The sequence below is a fragment of the Paenibacillus sp. MMS20-IR301 genome (assembly GCF_032302195.1).
GTDB lineage: Bacteria > Bacillota > Bacilli > Paenibacillales > Paenibacillaceae > Paenibacillus_AQ.
The window spans coordinates 2315058-2337315 of sequence record NZ_CP135275.1; the positions used below are offsets into that span (position 1 = coordinate 2315058).

General features: G+C 53.0%; 21 protein-coding genes. 8 read left to right on the forward strand and 13 right to left on the reverse strand.

Annotated elements, in window-relative coordinates; all coding sequences use genetic code 11:
* Window positions 1-55 precede the first annotated feature (55 nt).
* Window positions 56-574 (reverse strand): hypothetical protein, encoded by a 519-nt coding sequence (locus LOS79_RS10245; RefSeq protein WP_315418993.1) that lies wholly within the window; start codon window positions 572-574, stop codon window positions 56-58.
* Window positions 575-731: 157 nt separating this feature from the next.
* Window positions 732-1079, reverse strand: a complete 348-nt coding sequence (locus LOS79_RS10250; RefSeq protein ID WP_315418994.1) for a hypothetical protein — start codon at window positions 1077-1079, stop codon at window positions 732-734.
* A gap of 183 nt (window positions 1080-1262) precedes the next feature.
* Here LOS79_RS10250 and LOS79_RS10255 point away from each other — a divergent pair, with 183 nt between their 5' ends.
* The 3 genes from LOS79_RS10255 to LOS79_RS10265 are packed head-to-tail and all read left to right on the forward strand — an operon-like array spanning window position 1263 to window position 4416.
* Window positions 1263-2393, forward strand: coding sequence for a VanZ family protein (locus LOS79_RS10255; RefSeq protein ID WP_315418997.1), 1131 nt, complete (start codon window positions 1263-1265; stop codon window positions 2391-2393).
* Window positions 2394-2432: 39 nt separating this feature from the next.
* Window positions 2433-3959 (forward strand): amidase family protein, encoded by a 1527-nt coding sequence (locus LOS79_RS10260; RefSeq protein ID WP_315418999.1) that lies wholly within the window; start codon window positions 2433-2435, stop codon window positions 3957-3959.
* 55 nt (window positions 3960-4014) lie between these two features.
* Window positions 4015-4416 (forward strand): VOC family protein, encoded by a 402-nt coding sequence (locus LOS79_RS10265; protein ID WP_315419002.1) that lies wholly within the window; start codon window positions 4015-4017, stop codon window positions 4414-4416.
* 128 nt (window positions 4417-4544) lie between these two features.
* Here the strand turns inward: LOS79_RS10265 and LOS79_RS10270 are convergent, their stop codons facing one another.
* A complete protein-coding gene (locus tag LOS79_RS10270) occupies window positions 4545-5312 on the reverse strand; it encodes an exodeoxyribonuclease III (RefSeq protein WP_315422128.1) in 768 nt (255 codons plus the stop codon).
* Window positions 5313-5497: 185 nt separating this feature from the next.
* Between LOS79_RS10270 and LOS79_RS10275 the strand changes: the two genes are divergently transcribed.
* Both LOS79_RS10275 and LOS79_RS10280 read left to right on the forward strand, forming a co-directional pair.
* Window positions 5498-6673 (forward strand): MFS transporter, encoded by a 1176-nt coding sequence (locus tag LOS79_RS10275; protein WP_315419004.1) that lies wholly within the window; start codon window positions 5498-5500, stop codon window positions 6671-6673.
* Window positions 6674-6846: 173 nt separating this feature from the next.
* The gene (locus LOS79_RS10280; protein WP_315419007.1) at window positions 6847-7134 is read left to right on the forward strand and encodes a hypothetical protein; all 288 of its coding nucleotides are present in this window, start codon (window positions 6847-6849) and stop codon (window positions 7132-7134) included.
* A 117-nt stretch (window positions 7135-7251) separates the two neighbouring features.
* On the opposite strand, the gene LOS79_RS10285 is transcribed toward LOS79_RS10280, so the two are convergent.
* Window positions 7252-8361: a citrate synthase/methylcitrate synthase gene (locus tag LOS79_RS10285; protein ID WP_315419010.1), complete on the reverse strand. Its 1110-nt coding sequence runs from the start codon at window positions 8359-8361 to the stop codon at window positions 7252-7254.
* A gap of 116 nt (window positions 8362-8477) precedes the next feature.
* Window positions 8478-9326, reverse strand: coding sequence for a helix-turn-helix transcriptional regulator (locus LOS79_RS10290; protein ID WP_315419012.1), 849 nt, complete (start codon window positions 9324-9326; stop codon window positions 8478-8480).
* 214 nt (window positions 9327-9540) lie between these two features.
* Between LOS79_RS10290 and fabF the strand changes: the two genes are divergently transcribed.
* On the forward strand, window positions 9541-10779 hold the full coding sequence (gene fabF, locus LOS79_RS10295; RefSeq protein ID WP_315419015.1) for a beta-ketoacyl-ACP synthase II: 1239 nt from the start codon (window positions 9541-9543) through the stop codon (window positions 10777-10779).
* 272 nt (window positions 10780-11051) lie between these two features.
* Here fabF and LOS79_RS10300 read toward each other — a convergent pair whose 3' ends face one another.
* The 3 genes from LOS79_RS10300 to LOS79_RS10310 all read right to left on the reverse strand — a co-directional run bounded on the left by LOS79_RS10300 (window position 11052) and on the right by LOS79_RS10310 (window position 14539).
* Window positions 11052-12488, reverse strand: coding sequence for an arabinan endo-1,5-alpha-L-arabinosidase AbnB (locus LOS79_RS10300; RefSeq protein WP_315419018.1), 1437 nt, complete (start codon window positions 12486-12488; stop codon window positions 11052-11054).
* 297 nt (window positions 12489-12785) lie between these two features.
* Window positions 12786-13856, reverse strand: coding sequence for an ABC transporter ATP-binding protein (locus tag LOS79_RS10305; RefSeq protein ID WP_315419019.1), 1071 nt, complete (start codon window positions 13854-13856; stop codon window positions 12786-12788).
* 152 nt (window positions 13857-14008) lie between these two features.
* Window positions 14009-14539: an HXXEE domain-containing protein gene (locus LOS79_RS10310; RefSeq protein ID WP_315419023.1), complete on the reverse strand. Its 531-nt coding sequence runs from the start codon at window positions 14537-14539 to the stop codon at window positions 14009-14011.
* Window positions 14540-14829: 290 nt separating this feature from the next.
* Between LOS79_RS10310 and fabV the strand changes: the two genes are divergently transcribed.
* Window positions 14830-16020 carry an enoyl-ACP reductase FabV gene (gene fabV / locus LOS79_RS10315; protein ID WP_315419026.1) on the forward strand — a complete coding sequence of 397 codons (1191 nt, stop codon included), beginning with the start codon at window positions 14830-14832 and terminating at the stop codon, window positions 16018-16020.
* A 145-nt stretch (window positions 16021-16165) separates the two neighbouring features.
* Here fabV and LOS79_RS10320 read toward each other — a convergent pair whose 3' ends face one another.
* Genes LOS79_RS10320 through LOS79_RS10340 form a run of 5 tightly spaced genes read right to left on the reverse strand, consistent with a single transcriptional unit; the run spans window position 16166 to window position 21127 of the window.
* The gene (locus LOS79_RS10320; protein ID WP_315419028.1) at window positions 16166-17140 is read right to left on the reverse strand and encodes a phosphotransferase family protein; all 975 of its coding nucleotides are present in this window, start codon (window positions 17138-17140) and stop codon (window positions 16166-16168) included.
* A gap of 3 nt (window positions 17141-17143) precedes the next feature.
* Entirely contained in the window at window positions 17144-18112 is a 969-nt protein-coding gene (locus LOS79_RS10325) for a sugar phosphate isomerase/epimerase family protein (protein ID WP_315419030.1), read from the reverse strand.
* Window positions 18113-18151: 39 nt separating this feature from the next.
* Window positions 18152-19222, reverse strand: coding sequence for a Gfo/Idh/MocA family protein (locus tag LOS79_RS10330; RefSeq protein WP_315419034.1), 1071 nt, complete (start codon window positions 19220-19222; stop codon window positions 18152-18154).
* A 47-nt stretch (window positions 19223-19269) separates the two neighbouring features.
* Complete coding sequence (locus LOS79_RS10335) at window positions 19270-20367, reverse strand: Gfo/Idh/MocA family protein (protein ID WP_315419037.1); 1098 nt, start codon at window positions 20365-20367, stop codon at window positions 19270-19272.
* Window positions 20360-21127, reverse strand: coding sequence for a sugar phosphate isomerase/epimerase family protein (locus tag LOS79_RS10340; protein WP_315419040.1), 768 nt, complete (start codon window positions 21125-21127; stop codon window positions 20360-20362). The genes LOS79_RS10335 and LOS79_RS10340 overlap by 8 nt, the downstream gene beginning before the upstream one ends.
* Before the next feature lie 311 nt (window positions 21128-21438).
* On the opposite strand from LOS79_RS10340, the gene LOS79_RS10345 reads away from it, so the two are divergent.
* A complete protein-coding gene (locus tag LOS79_RS10345; RefSeq protein WP_315419043.1) occupies window positions 21439-22257 on the forward strand; it encodes a helix-turn-helix domain-containing protein in 819 nt (272 codons plus the stop codon).
* The last annotated feature ends 1 nt before the right edge of the window (window position 22258 follow it).

Genomic DNA, 22258 nt, shown 5'->3' on the forward strand with positions numbered 1-22258 from the left:
TGTTATTTTAACGCAAAATACAGCAGGTGGCGATGGTTTACCAGCCCTGCCTGTGTTAATTGACCGCTGTCCATGTTCCCGTATATACACCATTCTCATCACTGCGGATCATAATGCGCGCTTCGCTGATAACTGAACGGCTCCGGTAAACAGACACTGTAAGTTCACACCCGCTGCTGAACTGCGGCGCGGAAGCTTCTGTCAGCGGAGTCCAGTAGATGGTATCCCCCGGTGCAACGGTGACCTCTGTGCCCAAGCCGCGTACAGTATAGTCCGGCGGATTCCAGCCCACGAAACCGCCGCTGTCTGCACTCAGGCTAATCTCATCCGCCCCTTCAGCTGCTATAATCAGCGGAAATCCCGGAGACTTGCTGTCAGTAACGCGGTAGCTGTCATAGACAAATGTAACATTCGGCTGTACCTTCTCCGCCAGCTGCATGGCTGCATCCTTTGCTGCTCCGGCAGGAGCTCTAGAAGATATAAGTTCTACGGCAATCAGACAAAGTATGAGCAGTCCTGCCGCCATAACGGCCAGATACCGGGTCTGCTTCTTTCCGGCCGGGAATTTATCCATTATTCCATCCTCCATCATTATCAGGCTATTGAGGCTGCTGTATAGTAAGACGCGCCGCAAGCATGTTTGTTTCTTTTTTCCATGTACAAAAAGCTTTCCCGGGTTAACAGATTCCGGAAAAGCTTTATACTGGAGCAATCTGCTGCCGGCCCTGCTGTTATTGCTTATCCACCTGCAGCAGTGTTACCGGCTTAACGGTATACGTGTGGGCAATCTTCTCTTCAGCAATCACCTTCAGCTTAGCCAGGCTGGCCACCTTGGCCGGATCTGCCCTGGAGAGCAGCCGCCACAGCTCAGGATCAGACAATGTCTGATAGAGCTTGTCATCATCATATTCCTTGCGCTGCTGCGTCACCAGCTTCACCTTATAGCTGCCGATTACCGCCTCCGCCTGGCCCTGCCCGTTCAGATGATCCAGAATCTCCTGCCGCAGCCCGGCCAGCTCCTGCTCCTGCTCCTTCTGCTTTGCTTTGAGCTTATAATACTGCTTAACCTTCTTTTCCACTTCTGCTCACGCTCCTCTCCAGACATATGTATGCTGGAAAGAACGGCTAGAATGATTAAATCCATTGAGCAAGCTACTAAATAATTCTATAATGAAGTCGTTTCAAGCCAGAGGTGAAGAGGTGAATGACTCTGGTATGATAAGTATTCCGGTCCAATACATAAACCAGACAGCAGGTGTTTCATGTTCAAAACCTATCTTTTTCCAATATCCTATGCTTTCATGTCCTTTCCGTTTGCCGCACTGCTCTTTACACTGCCGTTCCTGATTGTACAATACCGCCGGTACGGATATATCAACAAAACCCGCGCGCTGGTACTGTATCTTCTGCTGCTGTATCTGCTGAATGCGTTCTTCCTGGTGTTGCTGCCAATGCCGGATTCACGCCATAATGCCCCGCCTTCCGGAAGCGTAATTCAGCCGGTCCCGCTGCAGTTCATCCAGGATATTCTGCGGAACACGCAGCTTACCCGTGATGACCCTGCCAGTTATTTTACGGTGCTGAGCCAAACGGATTTTCTGCTGGCGGCCTTTAATGTCCTACTAACAGTCCCCTTCGGACTGTTCCTCGGCTATTATTTCCGCACCCGCTGGGTCGTGTGTATTCTGCTTTCCTTCGTGCTGTCGCTGCTGTTCGAGATTACCCAGGTTACCGGTATTTACGGGTTCTTTGATCATCCATACCGGGTCTTTGACATCGATGACCTGATCACGAATACATTCGGCGGCATCGTCGGCTTCAGGATCGCCTTGTGGATCTCCGGGCTGCTGCCGCGGATTGAACAGCTGGACAGCCAAGAGGACTTATCCGCCAAAAAAGTAACCTATACCCGGCGCGGGATCGCCTGCCTGCTGGATGCGGTACTCTGGATCTCAGCAGTACTGCTCTTGAACCTGTTCTCCCTGAAGGTATCCTTCTGGGCAGTGAGCACGGCTTATTTCCTGCTCGTCCCCCTGCTTGCCAGAGGGCGGACCTTCGGCAAATGGATCGTCCGCATCCGGATTACCGCTGCTGACGGCGGACCGCCTAAGCTATGGAGGCTATGGGTCCGTTACGGGCTGCTGTACGGGGTGCTTGGCGGAATTAACTTTATAATGCTGGACACGGCGTTCGTGCTGAAGCTGGGACCAGCCTGGTCTACAGCAATACACAGCGCTGCCGCGGCGGCAGATCTGGTCTTCGCCATTCACTTTGTACTAAGGCTGTTCAGACGCGGCAAGCCGCTGTTCTACGAGCAATGGAGCAGAACGCGCACTGCCATTACCTGGCCGGAAGCCCTTCCGGCAGCCTCCGGGGAGCCTACATCAGCTTAATCATTAACGGCCGTTAACTTTAGAAAGGAGGCCATAGTTATGAATACTAATGAACCAGCTCAGCAGGCTTCTGTTCAGGATATACTGGATTGGATTATCGAAGCCGATATCGCTGCAATGCAGCATGAAATGAAACGGGGAAATCTGTCTTCGGAAGTGCTCGTTACAGTATATCTGGAACGGATCAGGCAATTGGACGGCCTGCTGCATGCCGTGCTGGAGCTAAACCCTGATGCACTTGCCGTGGCCCGGATGCTGGACCGGGAACGGGAATCTGGCGGATTACGCGGCCCGCTGCACGGTATCCCGGTGCTGGTCAAGGATAATATTGCCACAGCTGACAAACTGCATACCAGTGCGGGAGCCCTTGCTTTAGCCGAAGCCTACGCATCTGAAGATGCAGTTGTTATTACAAGACTGCGTGCAGCAGGTGCTGTAATTCTGGGCAAAACCAATATGACCGAATGGGCGAACTTCATGTCCGGCTCCATGTGGGCCGGATACAGCAGCCGCGGCGGGCTTGTGCTGAACCCCTACGGTCCAGGCGAATTATTCGTCGGCGGATCAAGCTCAGGCAGCGCTGCTGCCGTTGCCGCCAATCTCACAGCAGCTGCGCTCGGCACAGAAACCTCAGGTTCGATTATCAGCCCGGCGGCCCAGAACTCGCTTGTCGGCATCAAGCCGACCTGGGGGCTGGTCAGCCGGACAGGAATCATCCCGGGTATCGGCAGCCAGGATACTGCCGGACCGCTAAGCCGGACCGTCAAGGATGCCGCACTGCTGCTGGGTGTAATTGCCGGCTCCGGAGAACCGCTGCCGGCGGCTGCAGGCAGTGCAGCCGCCGCCGACTACTGTGTACATCTGCACAGCGGGTTTGTGCGGAGCAAACGCATAGGTATTCCGCGCTTTTATTACAGTGAACTGGATGATGAGGCCCTGCTGGTGATGGAGGCTGCCATAGCTGACCTGAAAGAGCTTGGAGCAGAGATCATTGATCACATTGAGCTTCCCGGGCAGCATGCGGAGTGGAACCCGGCAGTGCTGCAGTATGAGTTCAAGAGAGGGCTGAATGCGTATCTCGCCGGACTGCCTGAGTCCGCCCCTGTGCACTCCCTGCAGGAGCTGATTGACTTCAACCGGCAGCACAGCGGAACGGCGCTCAAATACGGGCAGGATACGCTGGAATGGCTGAATGTATCCGGGGACGGGATTACCGAAGAGGCTTATCTGGAGCAGCTTGCCCTCTCCCGTTCGCTGGCCGGTGCACAGGGGATCGATTATGCGCTGGAGCATTACGGATTGCACGCCATCCTGTTACCCGGATGTATGGGCGCTGACCTGGCGGCAAGAGCCGGTTATCCGCTGGTCACTGTTCCCGCCGGCTATACCGCTAACGGAATAATAGCTCCGGGCGGGTATGTCACGAAAGGTCCGCAGGGAATCACCTTCTGTGCTTCCGCGTTCAGCGAACCGCTGCTGCTCGGTATCGCCTATGACTTCGAGCAGGCAACCAGACACCGGGTTGCACCTGTCCTGGAGCCAGGCGGATTCGCTTCTGCCACCTGAACTAGGGTATAGTAGGTACAGTGGATTGAAGAATGATTCCAGGAGGCTACGAGCTATGTCACAGGATATTTGGATTAACCTGCCGGTCAAAGATGTTGAGCGGTCAACTGCCTTTTTCAATGCGCTTGGGTTTCAGGCGGTAAGCTTTGGTAACGAACGGGCCAAGCTTGACATCGGCCAGACAACGATATTGTTATTCCCGGAAACCACCTTTGAGAAATTCACAGGTGGAGCCATCGCAGATACCTCACATCATGCAGAAGTAATATTCTCACTTGGTGCGAAGAGCAGAGATGAGGTTAATGCAATCATTCAAAAAGTGGAGTTTGCCGGAGGCAGCATCTTTGGCCAGCCCGGGGAAACCGACGGCTGGATGTATGGTGCAGCCTTTGCCGACCCGGACGGCCACCGCTGGAACCTGCTGTACATGGATGAAAGCAAGATGCCGAAGCGCTGATCCAAACAGAAACCGAAAGCGAAGTTATCGTACGCAGCCTATACTTATATTTTCAAGAAGCCGGTCACCTGTTTAAGGTTACCGGCTTTTTTTATCTAATAATAATCGGAAATCAAAAAGCAGCTAAACTACTCTGAGGTCTGATCTTCCAGATGCAGCACGACCGGACAGTGATCACTGCCCAGCACACTGCAGGCAATCTCCGCATCCTTGAGACGCGGGGCTAACCGTTCAGAAGCCAGGAAATAGTCAATCCGCCAACCGACATTCTTCTCCCGGACCTTCGGCATATAAGACCACCAGCTGTAGGCACCTTCAAGCTCCGGATAGAAATATCTGAAGGTGTCCACGAAGCCCGCTTCCAGCAGTACAGTCATCTTCCCGCGCTCCTCATCGGTAAATCCGGAATTACCGCGGTTCGATCTGGCGTTCTTCAAGTCAATATCCTGATGAGCTACGTTCAAATCCCCGCAGACTATCACCGGCTTGACGGCATCCAGCTTGAGCAGATAAGCACGGAACTGGTCCTCCCATTCCATCCGGTAGTCCAGTCTTGACAGATCGCGTTTGGCATTCGGGGTATACACATTGACCAGGTAGAAATCAGCAAATTCCAGCGTTATAATCCTTCCCTCATCTTCGGTATCCTTATCCAGGCCATACCGTACAGACAGCGGCTTAATTCTGGTGAATACAGCCGTGCCGGAATAGCCCTTTTTAAGAGCATAGTTCCAGTACTGTGAATATTCCTCCCCATGGTCTAGCTCAATCTGCCCCTCCTGAAGCTTCGTTTCCTGCACACAAAAAATATCTGCGTCACTCTCCCGGAAATAATCATTAAATCCTTTAGTGACACATGCTCTCAGACCATTTACATTCCAGGACACCAGCTTCATCGTTGTCATTCTCCTTAACTCTACTAATATTAATTTCAGTGTAACATATTATTTGTCCTCCGGAACGCCTCCACATGATACAATGATTAAGCTTCACTGAACCGGCTCTGCGAGGAGCTGCGGCTAGGCAGTCTTCTGCTAAAGCTGTATATCTCTAATGAAAAATGCGAGGTTTCCTTAACGTTATGAGCACACCGAATCTGCTGCGCAGCTTTAACTTTCTGTACTTCGCCCTGCTGGCGATGTTCATCCCGTTCCTCCCGGTCTATCTGGACAGCCAGAACTTTAGTCCGGCACAGATCGGCCTTGTCATTGGCACCGGAGGCTTTATTACGATTATTGCCCAGCCGCTATGGGGCATGATCAGTGATAAAACGCGGACGATCCGCAATGTGCTTCTGCTTCTGCTGCTATGCTCAGCCGTCACCGGCTACCTCTTGTATAATTCGGGCAGCTATGTTCAGCTGATTCTGGTCGCCATGCTGCTGTACTTTTTCCTCATGCCGGTTGATCCGCTGACCGAGAGCCTTAATTTCCGCATTGCCGAGTCTTCGGGAATCAGCTACGGTTCCATCCGCACCTACGGGGCGCTGGGCTATGGAGTGATGTCGCTGCTGACCGGCTACTGCCTGCTCTATTTCGGCGCATTCGGCCTTGGGGTGCTGTTTGCCGGAACCAGCCTGCTCTGCTTCCTGCTCTGCTGGAGAATGCCGGACGCGCCGGTTACAGGCAAACCGGTCACGCTGGACAGCCTAAAACTATTCCTCAGCAACAAGGAAACGCTGCTGTTTCTGGTGCTCATCTTCATCAGCTCTGTTCCGGCAAGAATGAACGATACCTTCATCGGGGTGTATATTCTGGAGCTGGGCGGCAAATCCGCACTCGTCGGCCAGTCCTTTTTCATTGCGGCTATCAGTGAGATTGTTGTCTTCGCTTTAAGCTTCCGTTGGCTGAAAAAGGGGAAGGAGCTCATTATTATCACGTTCGCAGGAGCCTTCTACTTCCTCCGCTTCTTCCTCTCTGCCTGGATCAGTGACCCGCACCTGCTCACTTACCTGCAGGTTCTGCAGTTGCTGACCTTCCCGGTCTTCTATTCGGCAGCGATACAGTATCTGTACAGTATTGTTCCCGAAGAATGGCGGGCTACAGGCCAGACCGTACTCGCACTGTTATTCTTCGGAGTTTCCGGTATACTGGCCTCTTACGCAGGCGGGGCAATCTATCAGGCTTTTGGCGGCAGAGTGCTCTACCTGAGCATTGCCGCCATGTCTTTTGCCGGAATGCTCTTCGGGCTTCTCCTCTACCGCATCTATGGCAGACACACGAACAAGACCGGGCAGCCCGCAGAATCACAGCAGTAATACGCATAGAGTTCCAATAAGAAGAGCCTCCGCCCGGCAAAGGGAGAGGCTCTTTCTCTATGAATATCCAAGTGCTAACTATTGAAATGTGTTATTCTCCCAAGGCATTCGTTCTAGCAATCATAGTCTCACTGAATATAATATCCTATCAAACAAAGAAGGAGGTCATCACCATGGCTATCTTATTACCACAGCAATATTTCTCTCTGGCTGCCGGTGTCGGCAAATCTTATTACGAGAATCTGGCTGGCGGCATTAATGCTGCTGTTACCGTACAGAATGATTCTGCATTCCCTGTAGATCTCGTTCTCACCCGCGTTAACGCCCCGGTCGTCACTTACAGCATTCCCGCCTTCAACAGCTTGACGCTTTCCGTCAACCTGCTGCTGGTTGCTGCTCTGTTAGCTACACCTGCCGGACCTGTATTTGGCTATATTTCGATCGCAACCTCTGATTTCTAAATCTAATGTCAGAGTATCCCCCCTCATACTCTCTCATTATCATTCCCTTGTTCAACATCTCCGGCTGTTTGCGGCCGGGGATGTTTTTTGGTGCTCTGGGGGGAAGGGATCCGACTGTCAGGAAATTGTCTCTGATGCCGGCATGGGACCGGTATACGTAGACTGCGGGCGGAAGATCCGGTTACTCTCCGACTGCTCCAAAATATGTGCAGTCCAGCCGACAATTCTCCCTGCCGTAAATGTAGGTGTAAAAATCTCCGGTGCGAGATCCAAAGCCTTCAGAATTGCTGCAGCGTAGAACTCTACATTGGTGAACAGACGGCGTCCCGGCTTGTATTCCTCCAGCAGGGCAATTGCTGTAGCCTCGACATGAAGTGCAAGGTCGAACGCTTCATCCTTGCCGATCATCTCCAGAGTAGCAATCTGCAGAGCTTCTGCCCGCGGATCCTTAGTCTTATAGATCCGGTGCCCGAAGCCCATCAGCTTCGCCCCGTTATCCAGTGCACCACGCAGCCATGGCTCCGCACGGTCCTTCGTTCCGATCTCCTCCAGCATGGAAATCACTTCAAACGGTGCACCGCCATGCAGAGGCCCCTTCATCGCCCCGATCGCTCCGGCAACTGCCGCGCTGATATCCGATTCCGTCGAGAGTACCACCCGCCCGGCAAATGTTGAAGCATTCATCCCATGCTCCATGCAGAGAATCAGGTAGGCGCTGAGCGCCTTCACATGTGCTTCCTCCGGCAATTGTCCGGTCAGCAGATACAGGTAGTTCGCTGCATGGCCAAGCTCCGGAAGAGACTCCAGCGGCTTAAGCCCCTGCAGAGTGCGGTATCTGTATGCAATGATGGCCGGGAGAAGCGAGGTCAGCCGCACCGCCTGCTTCAGCGTCGGCGGCCAGGTGCTGTTCTCGGCATCACCAAGTGCGGCAACTGTGCTCTGCAGCACCAGCATCAGCGGTACAGTGGCAGGAATCAGCTCCAGCATCCTGCAGATATATTCAGGAATTGCTCTCTGCTGAGCCATCTCCAGCTTAAGCTGCGCCAGCTCTTCCGCATCCGGCAGATGCCCGTTCCAGAGCAGATACGCCACTTCTTCATAGCTTTTGCTTACCGCCAGCTCCTTCGCCCAATAACCGCGGTATACCAAATAGCCTTTCTCTCCATCCACCAGTCCGATATCTGTTTCTCCGGCAACTACGCCTTCAAGTCCTGTTACTTTAGCCATTGTTCTTTGCCCCTTTTTACGATCCCGCAGGAATTCATCTCATATAAGGAGTATAAACTTCAAACTCTATATTGCATATTTATAGTTTTTTATGAATCCATAAATAATATTTATCGCTACTGCAAATGTTGCTCCAGCAGCTGTTTCAGCTTGGACTCAGTGTTGGAATCTCCGGCCGGTGTGTAGATGCTGCAGCGCAGATCCGCAGCCCCCTGCACCTGGAGTGAAGTCAGATGGAACAGCATTTTACCTGCCTTGGCATGGCGGAATTCCAATACTACATCCGGTGCAGAGCTTACCCTGCTTTCCTCCCATAACTGATTGAATTCAGGATGCTGGCTTTTCATCCCGGCAATGAACTGATCGTACCAGCTGTCCTCCAGATATTGTCCGTAATAGGCACGGAATATTGACAGATACCCCCGGACAAACTGCTCCCAGTTCACAGCCAGCCGTCTGAACTCCTTGCGGACAAATAACAAAGAGATCATATTGCGCTGCTCGGGCGGCAGCTTGGCGAAATCAAGAAACACATGGGCCGCTGCTTCATTCCAGCCGACAATGGCACAGTGCCGGTCGGAGATCAGCGTCGGACAGGTCTTCAGCTCCTGCAGAATCTTCTGCAGGGCCGGATGGATAACCGGCTCCTCCTCCCGGGGATTGACTGCGTTTCCCGCCCCGCTCTCCAAAGCCAGCGCGAACAGGTAACTCCGTTCGTCCTTGGTGAGCTGCAGCGCCGCAGCAATGCAATCGAGCACAGACGGAGATACTTTGATATCACGGCCCTGCTCCAGCCAGGTATACCATGTATTGCTGACACCGGCCAGCTGTGCTACCTCCTCCCGCCGGAGTCCCGGTGTCCGTCTGCGTGTGCCCTCCGGCAGCCCCGCCGCCGCCGGGGAGATGGCCGCACGCCTTGATTTTAGAAATTCCGATAATGCCTGAAGCCTGATCTGATTGGACATGCTTGATCCCTGCCCTCCGGTCACTGAATGTACTATAGTGTTATTATGGTAGTAATTATACTAGTATAAACTGCAACTTGTAATAGGATAAATAAAATGAAAAAATAGCCTTATACAGCCTGTAACGCTGACAAACTTAAGCTTATGCTTCCGGGGCCAGTTTGTACGAAGCTGATTCGGGCTGTAACGCTGACAAACTTTTAGGAGGATCACTATGGAACGGGTAGTTATTACAGGAATGGGTGTTATTTCACCGCTTGGCAACACCGCAGATCAGTTCTGGAGCCGTCTGGCAGCAGGAGAATCCGGGATATCGCCGATCACTTCATTTGATACAGCACATTTCAAGACCAAGATTGCCGGCTCGGTTCAGGATTTCGATCCTGACGCAAGATTCGGCCGCAAGGAGGCGCGGCGGATGGACCGGTTCAGCCAGTTCGCACTGGCGGCCGCTGAAGAAGCCTGGACGCAGTCCGGCCTGAAGCTGGACAAGATGGACCGGGAGCGGCTGGGCGTCTATGTGGGCTCCGGAGTCGGAGGCATAGGTACGCTGATGGAGCAGGGAGATCTGCTGCGTTCGCGCGGGCCGGAGCGGGTCAGCCCTACGCTCATACCGATGCTGATCTCCAACATGGCCGCCGCCATGATCAGCATCAAGCTGGGAGCGTTTGGGCCGACGCTCTCCCCGGTCACCGCCTGCTCCATCGGGAACACGGCGATCGGGGAAGCGTTCCGCCTGATCCGCTACGGCGGGGCCGATGTTATTGTTGCCGGCGGGGCAGAAGCCGCAGTAACCGGGATTGCGCTGGCCAGCTTCGGCAATGCGACAGCATTGTCCACGCGCAATGCAGAGCCGCAGAAGGCCAGCCGGCCGTTTGACCAGGGCCGTGACGGATTCGTCATTGGCGAAGGCGGCGCGATTGTTATCCTGGAATCCCTCACGCATGCATTGCAGAGGGACGCGGTTATTTATGGCGAGGTAACCGGGTATGGCGCCAGCTCGGATGCCTACCATATGGTTGCCACCCATCCCGAAGGGCTTGGCGCTTATCAGGCGATGAAGCTGGCGCTTAAGGAAGCCGGCATTACGCCGGAGCAAGTGGATGTAATCAGCGCACATGCGACCAGCACCATCGTCGGAGACCGCTCGGAGACAGCGGCGATTAAGAAGCTGTTCGGCGAGGCGGCGTACCGTATCCCGGTAACGGCGAACAAGTCCATGACCGGTCACGCGCTGGGAGCAGCCGGCGGACTCGAAGCCATTGCCCTGCTCAAGAGCCTGCAGGAAGGGCTTATCCCGCCGACCATCAACCTGGAGCAGCAGGATGAACTATGCGATCTCGATTATGTGCCGAACGAGGCCCGCCGGGCGGAGCTTACAATCGGGATTTCCAACTCTTTTGGCTTCGGCGGCCATAATGCTGTTATTGTGCTGCAGAAATACGAAGACTGATCCAGAACAGGCCAGTCCCCGGCCAGGCTCGCTCGGTTACCCTCGCGGCGGCACATTGTATGCGGTTTTCCGCATACATTTGCCCGGCTTCACAACATAGAACAAACAGCGTGCTCCGGTTACCCTGGAGACACGCTGTTTGTCTGTTACCGCAGCTGAACCGCTGACGGTATATGAGCTTTGCTTTATTTTGCCGGGTGCAGCGTCTAGTCCCTAGTCAACCGGCTTGCCGGAGCTACTCCAGTCCTCATTGCGTCTTGTGCCGGATTACCTTACTTTTTCTCTGGTGACACATGGCTGCCCCAGACGGATATCCCCTCGCCCGACACTGCTGTGAAGGTCATTACATTGCTGGCGGTAGCCTCATTCCACTCACGCAGGAACACACCGCTGTAATCAGCCCCGCCGATAGTTAGCTGTGCCGTATGCTCATCTGAGAGGCTCCACGTTCCCGTCACCGCACCACTGATTGTCCCGTCAGCATTCAGCTCAATAATCTGGGATTCCACGATGTCAGCCGTGATCTCTTTGCCGTGGTTCACATATTTGTACTGGCCGGTTACGTCCTTGGCTGCATATTTGCCGATCTTCTCTCCGCTGTAGCGGTGAGGCGCCACAACCGGCCAGCCCCCGGCGTTCATGAACATCTGGTGCACCCGCACTTCATGCTGCTCGCCCAGGTACGGGAAACGGGTGTGGAAGATCAGATAATATTTGCCGCTCTTCTCATCATAGTAGGCTGAATTATGTCCGGGAGAGACATATCCATCGCCGCCCGAAGACAGCTCCTCATCTGTATTCACGAATTCGAAATTGCCCATCAGCTTCACGCCGTAAGGAGCATAAGCCGGATCATCAAACAACACTCCGGCAGTACCCTCTGCGTCTATCATCGCCTTGCCTTCAGCATCCTCAAATGGCCCATCCGGGTTCTTGGAACGCGCTACACGCATGTTATAGCCGCCATTCGCATCCAGACCGCCGAAGGACAGGAACAAATAGTAATAATCTGTCTCCGGACTGTACAGCATATACGGCGCTTCGATCCGCGCGTGGTTAGCGCCGAGCAGCTTCTTGCCGTAGCCCTGATCCGGAAGCGGGAAGCCGGTCGCCGGATCAAGCTCCAGAATGAAGATCCCCCCGGAATACGAGCCGTAGACCATCCACAGCTTGCCTTCCTTATCATAAAACACATCCGGATCAACCACATTCGGCTTCTGAGTGGCGTCATAGACCTCGCCGTCATCACCGATGCCGGCCATACCGGATTTCAGGATGATCCCTTTGTTCTTATAAGGACCTTCAACCTGATCCGCTACAGCGATACCCAGCGCTGACAGCGGCGAATCACCGCGGCAGGCATCGTAATACATATAGAATTTACCGTCTGCCAGCTGTATCACATCCGGTGCCCAAAGTGTATCCGATTGTGCCCAGCTCAATGTTTCGCTTAATTCTTCAGTCACATTCGGTATTAGGACGTTGTCATCACTCACACCGGATGAAATCTGTGTCCAGGACATCAGGTCCTTGGATTTGGCCGAAGCCAGATGTGATCCAAATACATAATACGTATCGTCAGCTTTAATGACCGAAGGATCATGCACAGACACATCTTCAAATACGGGCGGGCTGGTGCTGCTGTTACTGTTGCTGCAAGCGGACAGCAGGGCTAAGGATATCAGTGCGGTTAATGTTCTTTTTCTCATCTTAAGACCTCCTATGTATACCCTTACATTTTGCAGGGCAGGAGGCAAATAGTCAATACTTTTATTTATATATATAAATATTGTTTTAGGTTTATATGAAGTTAATCGTCATGCTCATGTGGACACAAGTACAGCAAGCCAAAATTGCGCATGCGCCTGAAGCACTGCATACTGCGTATCAACCATCTTCCTTTTCACCCGCTGAATTCAAACTGCCAAGCAAAAAAGCGCCAAGCCGGTAACGGCCTGACGCTAATCTTATCATTATGCACAATATTCCTGCTGGTCATTCCAGTCTTAATAGTCGCTGCTGTTCTCGACCAGAACCGGCTCCGGATAGGCATTGCTGAGGACGCGGCGTCTCTTCTGAACGACATCCGGCGGCTCAACCGCAGGTGCCATCGGATGCATCAGCCATGACTTCACGAGATGGGAATCAGATACCTTGTACATAGGAGGCTCTTTCTCCATATCGATTGCCATTGCATAAGAGCTGCGCAGTGCGAAGGCATCGCCCTTAGGCGGCTTAATCAGGTCCGGAGGCGTTCCCGGGATCGCTGTCAGAAGTGATCCTTTGCTCTCAAGGCTTGGCATGGAAGCCAGCAGACCCCAGGTATACGGATGTCTCGGATCGTAGAAGATCTCTTCCGCAGTACCCATTTCAACAATCTGCCCGGCATACATAACAGCTACACGGTCAGCCATTCTCGCCACAACCCCGAGGTCATGGGTGATGAAAATGATCGCTGTGTCAATCTTCTTCTGCAGGTCCTTCATCAGATCGAGGATCTGTGCCTGAATAGTAACGTCAAGCGCAGTTGTCGGCTCATCGGCAATCAGCAGCTTAGGGTTAGCTGCAAGCGCCATTGCAATTACGACACGCTGGCGCATCCCGCCGCTGAATTCATGCGGATACTGCTGGAAACGGCGTTCAGGTGACGGAATTCCCACCAGTGTAAGCAGCTCAATAGCGCGCTTGTAAGCATTCTCTTTGGTGATCTCTTCATGCTTGAACAGTACTTCGGTAATCTGCTTACCGACCTTCATCATCGGATTCAGGGAAGTCATCGGGTCCTGGAAAATCATGCCGATTTCTTTACCGCGGATTTTTTGCATTTGCTTCTCATTCTTGCCGATCAGATCCTGGCCATCGAACAGAATCTGTCCACGCTTATATTCGCCCGCAGGCTGGGGAACCAGCTTCATGACGGCTTGTGAGGTTACGCTCTTACCGGAACCGGATTCACCCACAATTGCCAGAGTCTCCCCTTTATTTACATGAAAGCTGACACCACGGATCGCCTGGACTTCTCCTCCGCGTGTTCTGAATGATATAGCTAGGTCTTTTACCTCTAAAAGGCGCTCCATATCCTGTCACCCTCTCTGTTTCTTTTCAAATTATGATAACGATTCTCAGCAGCTGAAAAACACGCAATAAGTATTATTTTATCTATGTTTGGGGGCTTACGTCAAGATTTTTCTGAAAACGCCATCGTATGTAAACATCCTTCTCAGCGGTGCTATTCCCTTGCCCTCTTCTTCATCAGCCCCCACACAACCAGCGGTGTCACAAGAAGCATGAGCAGCAGTGCCCAGCCAATGTCAGCTTTACTTACAATATGGTCATTCAGCAGTCGGTAAAAGGCATACATTGAGTACGGCAGCGCAATAAGCACTGCAGTCACAACACCAGGGGTATAGCGCTTCAGATAAACACTTTGTGCCAGATGTGTGAAGACATGCAGCAGAAACACGGCAAGCACCGCTAAATAGAGCAAATAATACTCTGCAAAAACCGCCGCAAAGGTTACACCCACTATAAAAATATACACGAACAGTACATCTATAGCAAAATTCCGGGTGGTTGTGTTGAGCAAAGGCGCGAACCGGTTCCGTAACGACGGTGAAAGTTCCTTCTCCACAGCAGCTCCGTACTTGCGCTTCCAGGTCTCAACCGTAATAATCTCTTCGAAATCATGGAACATGAACAGTATAGGCAGCAGCCATAACAAGCTTATCTTATCAATATGTACATTGAGCCAGTTCAACATGTATCCTTCCGCCCTCTCTGCCGGGTCCGCCCGCTGTCATCACTATGCAGGCTGCCCCCAGCGGCTTTACTCCTTGCCTGCAAACCAATCATTGCCCGGGTTTGCGGACTCAGCTGCTGCTTCAGTTCATTATAAGGCTACCCCGAAATCTTCTCCATGAAAAAATACTCACTCTGAATAAGAGTTTTGCTGTTATCATAGGCATATAGCCTCTTCTTCATCATAACTAATGATGCGGTATATAATTATTCCTGTTAATCTGCCATTACCGAAAGCGAGGTTAAATCGACATGATCATCAAACCGAGAGTACGCGGCTTTATCTGTACAACAGCACATCCTGCCGGCTGCGCGCAGCAGGTGCAGCAGCAAGTCAGCTATGTGCAGTCCCTGCCGCCGTTTACCGGCCCGCGGAATGTGCTGGTCATCGGCGCTTCTACGGGTTACGGGCTTGCCGCCAGAATCGCTGCAGCCTTCGGGGCAGGAGCTGCCACTATAGGCGTCTACAGGCCCAGCGCGGCCACTGAGACGCGGACTGCTTCCGCAGGGTGGTACAATTCTGCAGCCTTCGAGGAGATAGCCCATGCAGCCGGCCTGCGTTCTTACAGTGTATGCGGAGATGCATTCACTGCCGAAACGAAAGAACGTACGGCAGAGCTGATCGCACGCGAACTTGGCCAGGTTGATCTTGTGATCTACAGTGTTGCCGCCCCGCGGAGAACCGACCCGGCAACAGGCGAGGTTTATCATTCCGCGCTCAAGCCGATCGGCTGCAGCTATACCAATACAACAGTGAACTTCCATACCGGAGAGCTAAGCACTGTGACCATTGAGCCGGCCAGCGAAGAAGAAATTGCAGGTACGGTGAAGGTCATGGGCGGAGAAGACTGGGAGCTGTGGATTGAAGCGCTCCACAGCTCAGGTGTCCTGTCCCCTGATGCAGTCACAGTCGCTTTCTCTTATATCGGCTCAGAGCTCACCAGAGCCGTCTACCGCGACGGCACCATCGGCCGTGCCAAAGATCACCTGGAAGCCACAGCAGTGCAGCTTGATGCACGGTTGTCGGCTACCGGAGGACGGGCCTATGTAGCGGTAAGCAAAGGACTTGTTACCCAGTCCAGCTCGGCTATACCGGTTGTTCCGCTCTACATCTCCGCCCTCTATAAGGTTATGAAGGATCAGGGGCTGCACGAAGGCTGTATCGAACAAGCCTGCCGCCTGTACAGCGACTTCCTTTATAACCCCGGAGGGACACCGGTAGACGCGCAGGGACGGATCAGGATTGATGACCGCGAGATGGACCCTGCGGTGCAGCGTGAAGTTGAGCGGATCTGGCCACTGCTGACAAGTGACAACGTCTATGAATATACCGATCTGCATGGCTACAGACGCGAGTTCTTTGAACTGTTCGGCTTTGAATCCCCGGGTGTTGATTACGGGGCTGACTCGGACCCGGTTGTCGAAGTCCGGAACAGATACTGACAGCCATTAAGACTTACATGCTGCCCTAACAAGCAGGAGGCCGGATTCTCCGAAGAGAACCGGCCTCCTGCTTGTTTATTGTCATGTCAGCAACTGCACCTGCAGCAATGCTCCCGTACAGCAGACTTGAAGAGATACAGGTAACTCAAGAATGTGTGATTGCCGAGAGCTGTCTCCAGGTCTCTGAGAGATTGTCCTTCACCCAGCGCATGTGGTTCTCATCCGTGTACTGGCGCGGATAACACTCAACAACCATGATGAGATCCAGATAAAGATCATATAGCTTGATCCGCAGCAACTCATCCGGGCTGTCAAACTTGGTGCCATACCCTTCATAGAAGGCCTGCGAGTTCTCGAAATGCCGGAAATAATTCTCCATCAGCACATCGCCCCATAGCGCCCGTTCCCAGTCAATGATAGATACGATTACTCCATCCTGCACAAACAGGTTGCCGTTCCACAAATCCCAGTGTATCAGACGCGGCTCTGTCACCTCATCCAGTGCTGGCAGGCAATGCTCCAGCACCAGCTCTATTTCCGGCAGGGAAGCCGGTAATGGAGCACCCAGCCTCAGAGCATCCTGAAGCACATTCTGCAGCATCGAGCGGAAGACATCCCTCCACGGCTGCCCGGCTGACGCAGAAGCTTCTGCAAACAGGCCGAAGGCAGGTCCAGTGATCTCGTTAATCTGCCGCTGATACCGTCCAAGCTCATACTCAATCGAGAATTGCTGGTCCGCTGACAGGCTGTCCTTCACATCGCTGTAGGGCCTTCCTTCAATCTTCTCCATGAAGAAATAAGGGCAGGCAATGAGCGCGCAGCTCTCATCATAGAAATAGACCTCAGGCACAGGAATTCCGCCCGCAGCCCGCACCAGCCGGAGAGCTTCCACTTCAGCACGCATAATATCCTTCTCGTAGCTCAAGATTTCCGTCTCCAGAGCAGGTGCCACCTTAAGAATAACCGACCGGCCGTCACTTAGTTCCAGATCATAGGCTGTGTTAAAAAAACCTCCGGTCAGTTCCCTGCTGGATATAATCACAGCATCTGTACCAAATGCAACGGCTGTCAGAAGACTCTGCTGCTGTTCATCTAACCGGACCTTGGAGAAGCTCTCCACGGGTTAGACCCACCACATCTCGGAAAGCGGTTCTTCAATAAGCACCTGGCGGAGATTGTCTACCGCTTTGGAGAAGCCTTCCTCAATGGACATCAGACCGTCTTCATGCTCAATGCTGACCACATAGTCATAACCCACAAGGCGAAGGGCACTGATAATATCTGCCCAGACCTTCACATCATGACCATAGCCTACGGAGCGGAACTGCCAGGCACGGTCAAGCATATTCGTATAAGACTGCATATCCGTCAGACCATGCTTATTGACATTAACCGGATCAATCACCGTATCCTTTGCATGGAAGTGATGGATAGCTCCTGCACGCCCGAGAATATGAACAGCCTGAACCGGATCAATCCCCTGCCACCACATATGGCTCGGGTCGAGATTCGCGCCAATGGCATCTCCGGCAGCTTCTCTTAGTCTCAGCAGGGTGGCTGGTGTGTGTACAGAGAAACCCCCGTGCAGTTCAAGGCCGATCTTGACCCCATGCTCTGTAGCGAATGCAGCCTGCTCGGTCCAGTAAGGGATGACTTTGTTCTCCCATTGCCAGTCCAGAATTTCCTGATAATCATTCGGCCAAGGAGCTACCGGCCAGTTCGGATATTTCGCGCCTTCATGGTCGCCCGGGCAGCCGGAGAAGGTATTCACCACCGGAACACCCAGCTTCTGTGCCAGCTTGACGGTATTCACGAAATCTTCATGATCCTTCAGTGCCAGTTCCTTCTGCGGATGCAGCGGATTGCCGTGACAGCTGAGCGCACTGATGATCAGGCCGCGGGATTCAATCTGCTGTTTGAATTCCTGCAGTGCCGCTTCGTCCTCCAGCAGCTGCTTAGGGTTGCAATGACTGTTGCCGGGATACCCTCCTGTGCCGATCTCGACAGCCTTAAGGCCTTTGGATACCACATAATCCAGCGCCTCCTCCAGCTTGCGGCCGCCGAACAATACCATAAATACTCCAAGTTTCATTGATACTGCCACCTCTCCTTCGTCAGTTCTCAGAATCTATTATACTCCGTATATATCGAAATTCTTAATCGTCTCATTCTTCTCTGCCGCTTCAAAGATCGCTTCAATCAGAACAAGCACACGCAGCACTTCAGCATTCTTGACAATCGGCGCTGCCTTGCCTTCGATGACCGCAGCCAGATTGTCATAGAAGCTGGAGGACAGCTCTGAGGCTGCCGGCAGGTCTTCCGTAATCGTCGAGCCTTCCGACGGCGGAGCCATCGTCTTGGTTAAGCCTACACCTGCGCGGATAGGGGTAGGTTCTATTTTCTCGGATGCCTTGTTGCGGGCAACGATTCTCCCTCTCAAAGACCAGTCCTCAATAATAGCAGTCCCCTCAAGTCCCTTTACATACCATCTTGGCAGCGTGATGAAGTTGGTCGTGCCCACTTCAACGATAGCCTTGATGCCATTCTCGAACTGCAGCACGGCTTCAAAGCCGTCATCCACCTCGTTGCCCAGAATGAAGCTCAGGCTGCTGCTGACGCTCGCCACCTTGCTGTCAATCATGAACAGCAGCTGATCCAGCAGGTGAACGCCCCAGTCCAGCAGCATCCCGCCGCCCTGTTCCTTCACATGGCGCCAGTCACCGGGAATGCCGTTGGCACCATGCACCCGGGATTCAATCTGGAAGAGGGATCCAATCGTTTCTTTCTCATACATCTCCTTGATTACACGGAAATCCTCATCCCAGCGTCTGTTCTGATGCACCATCAGCACGCACCCGGCAGCATCTGCCGCAGCCTGCATCTCGGTGAATTCGGCTGAAGACATGGCCACCGGCTTCTCACAGACCACATGCTTGCCTGCCTGGAACGCCTGAACCGCAATGTCCTTATGCACATCATTCGGCGTGGCAATCAGAATAATGTCCACTGCCGGATCTGCCAGCGCTTCCTCATAGCTGGAATAAGCATTGTAACCTGCTTCGGCAGCAAAATTGCGCCGGTCTTCAAGCAGATCAAAGGCTCCGCCTACTACCACACGGTCGCTCTCTTTAATTAATTGTGCGTGATAGCTGCCCATTCCGCCGTAACCAACGATAACTGCTGTATGTTTGTTTGAACTCATGGATTCCACTCCTGTTTCTCTATTAGTCGCGTGAACCGGAAAGGCGCTTAGTTATCCGAGCTTCCGTCAAAATAAACTGCGCGTCCGGTACGTGCTGATTCATACACCGCTTCAAGAATCTGTGTTACAACGAAAGCCTGCTCCGGCAATACAACCGGATCCTTGTCTTCTCTTACCGCTTCGAGCCACAGGCGGGCTTCACGGTCTGCTTCACTCTCGGCACCGCCGCTATAGAAGGCAACTCCGCCGGAGCCAAGGTCAACCTTGGTTTCATAGAGGCGGCCGGCACGTTCGCCGTTCAGGCGCAGGCCGTCTTTCATGTCGGCTCCGCCTTCAGTACCGGCAAGCAGTGTCTTCGCTTCGCCGAATTCTGCCACATTCAGCGCCCAGCTGGCTTCAAGGACAATTGTAGCACCGTTCTCCATAGTAATGAAACCGAAAGCGGAATCTTCAACCTTGAATTGTTCCGGATCCCATGGACCGAAGGCATTGGCAGCGTTCTTTCTTTGTCCCAGCTTGTGGAAGGAAGAGCCTACAACCATACGCGGCTTGTAGTTATCCATCAGCCAGAGCGTCAGATCCAGTGCATGTGTACCGATATCGATCAGCGGTCCGCCGCCCTGCTTCTCTTCATCCAGGAATACGCCCCAAGTGGGAACAGCACGGCGGCGAAGCGCAATCGCCTTGCCGTAATAGATATCGCCAAGCTCGCCGCTCTCGCACAGCCCCTTCAAATATTCGCTGTCCGCACGGAAACGGTTCTGGTAAGCGATGGACAATTTCTTGCCGGTGCGCTTTGCAGCTTCCAGCATTTCCTTGGCCTGTGCAGTGGTCTTGGCCATAGGCTTCTCACAGAGTACATGGTTGCCGGCTTCCAGAGCCGCAACTGTAATCTCGGAGTGGCTGTCATTCGGGGTGCAGACATGCACAATATCAAATCCGCCGGCAGCCAGCATCTCACGATAATCTGTGTATACTACGGCACCTTCCGCACCGTATTTCTCGGCGGCTTCCTGGGCGCGTTCTTCTACGATGTCACAGAATGCCACCATTTCAGCATCCGCCTGACGGGAAAGACTTGGCATATGTTTGCCATTTGCGATACCACCGCAACCGATAATAGCAATTTTAAGTTTGTTAGACATGAATATTTCCTCCTTGTGCTTCGTATGTTTTGATCCAGTTCAAGCTGTCTGTAACACTGGCGAGCGGGTCACGGCTGCAGAAATCCTGCTCAACGACTGCCCACTCCACACCGGCAGCCGCTGCGGCTTCAATAATCGCCGGCAGGTTCACTTCACCTTCACCCAGCACTACGGTTTCCGGTGAGCCGTCTACATGTTTCTTCACATCCTTAAGATGGATGATCGGCAGACGTCCTGCATATTTGTTGATATATTCCACCGGATCATATCCGGCAAAGTGCACCCAGCAGGTATCCAGCTCCACCTGAAGCTGTTCTGCAGGGGCTGCTTCGAAGATGTAGTCAAATGCCGGACGGCCGTCAACCTTCTCCGTGAATTCAAAGTCATGATTATGATAAGCAAGCACGGCACCGCCGGCCTTGCATTTCTCGCCGATCAATCGCAGATTAGCAGCAGCTTCTTCCCAGTTGCGCTGTTCTTCTGTCAGATAAGGAACGATCAGGTTCTTGTTGCCGATCTCCAGGTTAAAGCTGATTTCCTGCTCCGTATCATTCAGCATCACATCATACGGACGGTGTGCCCCGAGAGCAACGAGCCCGGTTTCTGCAAGCAATGCCTTCACCTGCTCTGCCGTACGGCCGAAAAAGTGGAAGAATTCCACTCCGCTGTACCCCAGCTCTGCAACCTTGCGCAGGGTTCCTTCAAAGTCCTGCTCGAGCTCTTCTCTCAGCGTGTACAGCTGAAGCCCAACTTTCAACATAATTGTCTCACTCCTAAGTATGACCCAGATCGAACCCGATCTTGCCGCCACCGCACATGATTTGCGCTCATGTCAGGCAATGCACCTGAACAAACGGGCTGCAAACATAGGATGCATTATAGCGGACTTCCATCCCTCCACCGCATCCAGCGCCTGCCTATGTAACGATTAGAGCCGCAATACGGCCTCCCCTATGTCATTTATATGTTTTTTGCTTAGCTCCATGGTAATATGAAAGCGTATATAATAAAATGAATAATATGATTAAAACATGAACAATCTGCTTATCATTTAAACTGCCAGGAGGACTCATGACAACTAACGCAGCCTGTTACATTCTAACCGCAGGTTTCTCCTTCCACCACAAGCCGTTTCATATGTCACGCAGTGACGGCGTCCAGTATTATTTGCTGCGCCTGCAAACTGAAGGACGAAGCAGAACTATGGTCGGCGATACCCTTACTACCGTCGAGAGCGGCAATCTGATGCTGTTCGCACCAACCGATCCTTACTACTTAAGCATTGACAAGGAAGTTTATCCGCTCGGCAAGCCGCGGGTCGAGAGCGGCGATTATCATATTTTTTGCGGCGGTCCGTGGATTGAGGAGTGGTGGAAGCTCAAGCAGCGTCCGGCTGTGCTCCGGCTGCCGCTCAGCGATCATATTCTCGGCCTGTTCCGCCAGCTGGTGCTGGAGCAGCGCCGCCTATCGGATTCTTCACCAGACATCTCCGCTTGTTATCTGCAGATTCTCTGTATGGAAATTGACAGGCTGATGACCGAGCAGCCGGTGATTTCCCCCAAGGCTTATCTTGCATACCGGATGAAGCAATATGTTGAGGAGCATGCCTCTTATGCCTTCCGCCTGGAGGATGTGGCCAGCCATGTAGATATCTCCGTGTCCCGGGCTGTACATCTGTTCAAGGAGGCCTTCGGCACAACGATTGTCAAATATGTAAATGATGTCAGGCTCGATATGGCACGGGAAAAGATTACGTTCAGCCCGATGCCGCTGGAGCATGTCTCCGAGACCTGCGGGTTCGCCAACTACACCTATTTCCACCGTGTCTTCCGCAGCCGCTTCGGGATGTCCCCCAAGCAGTACCGCATACACAGCAGGGCACAAGCCTGAG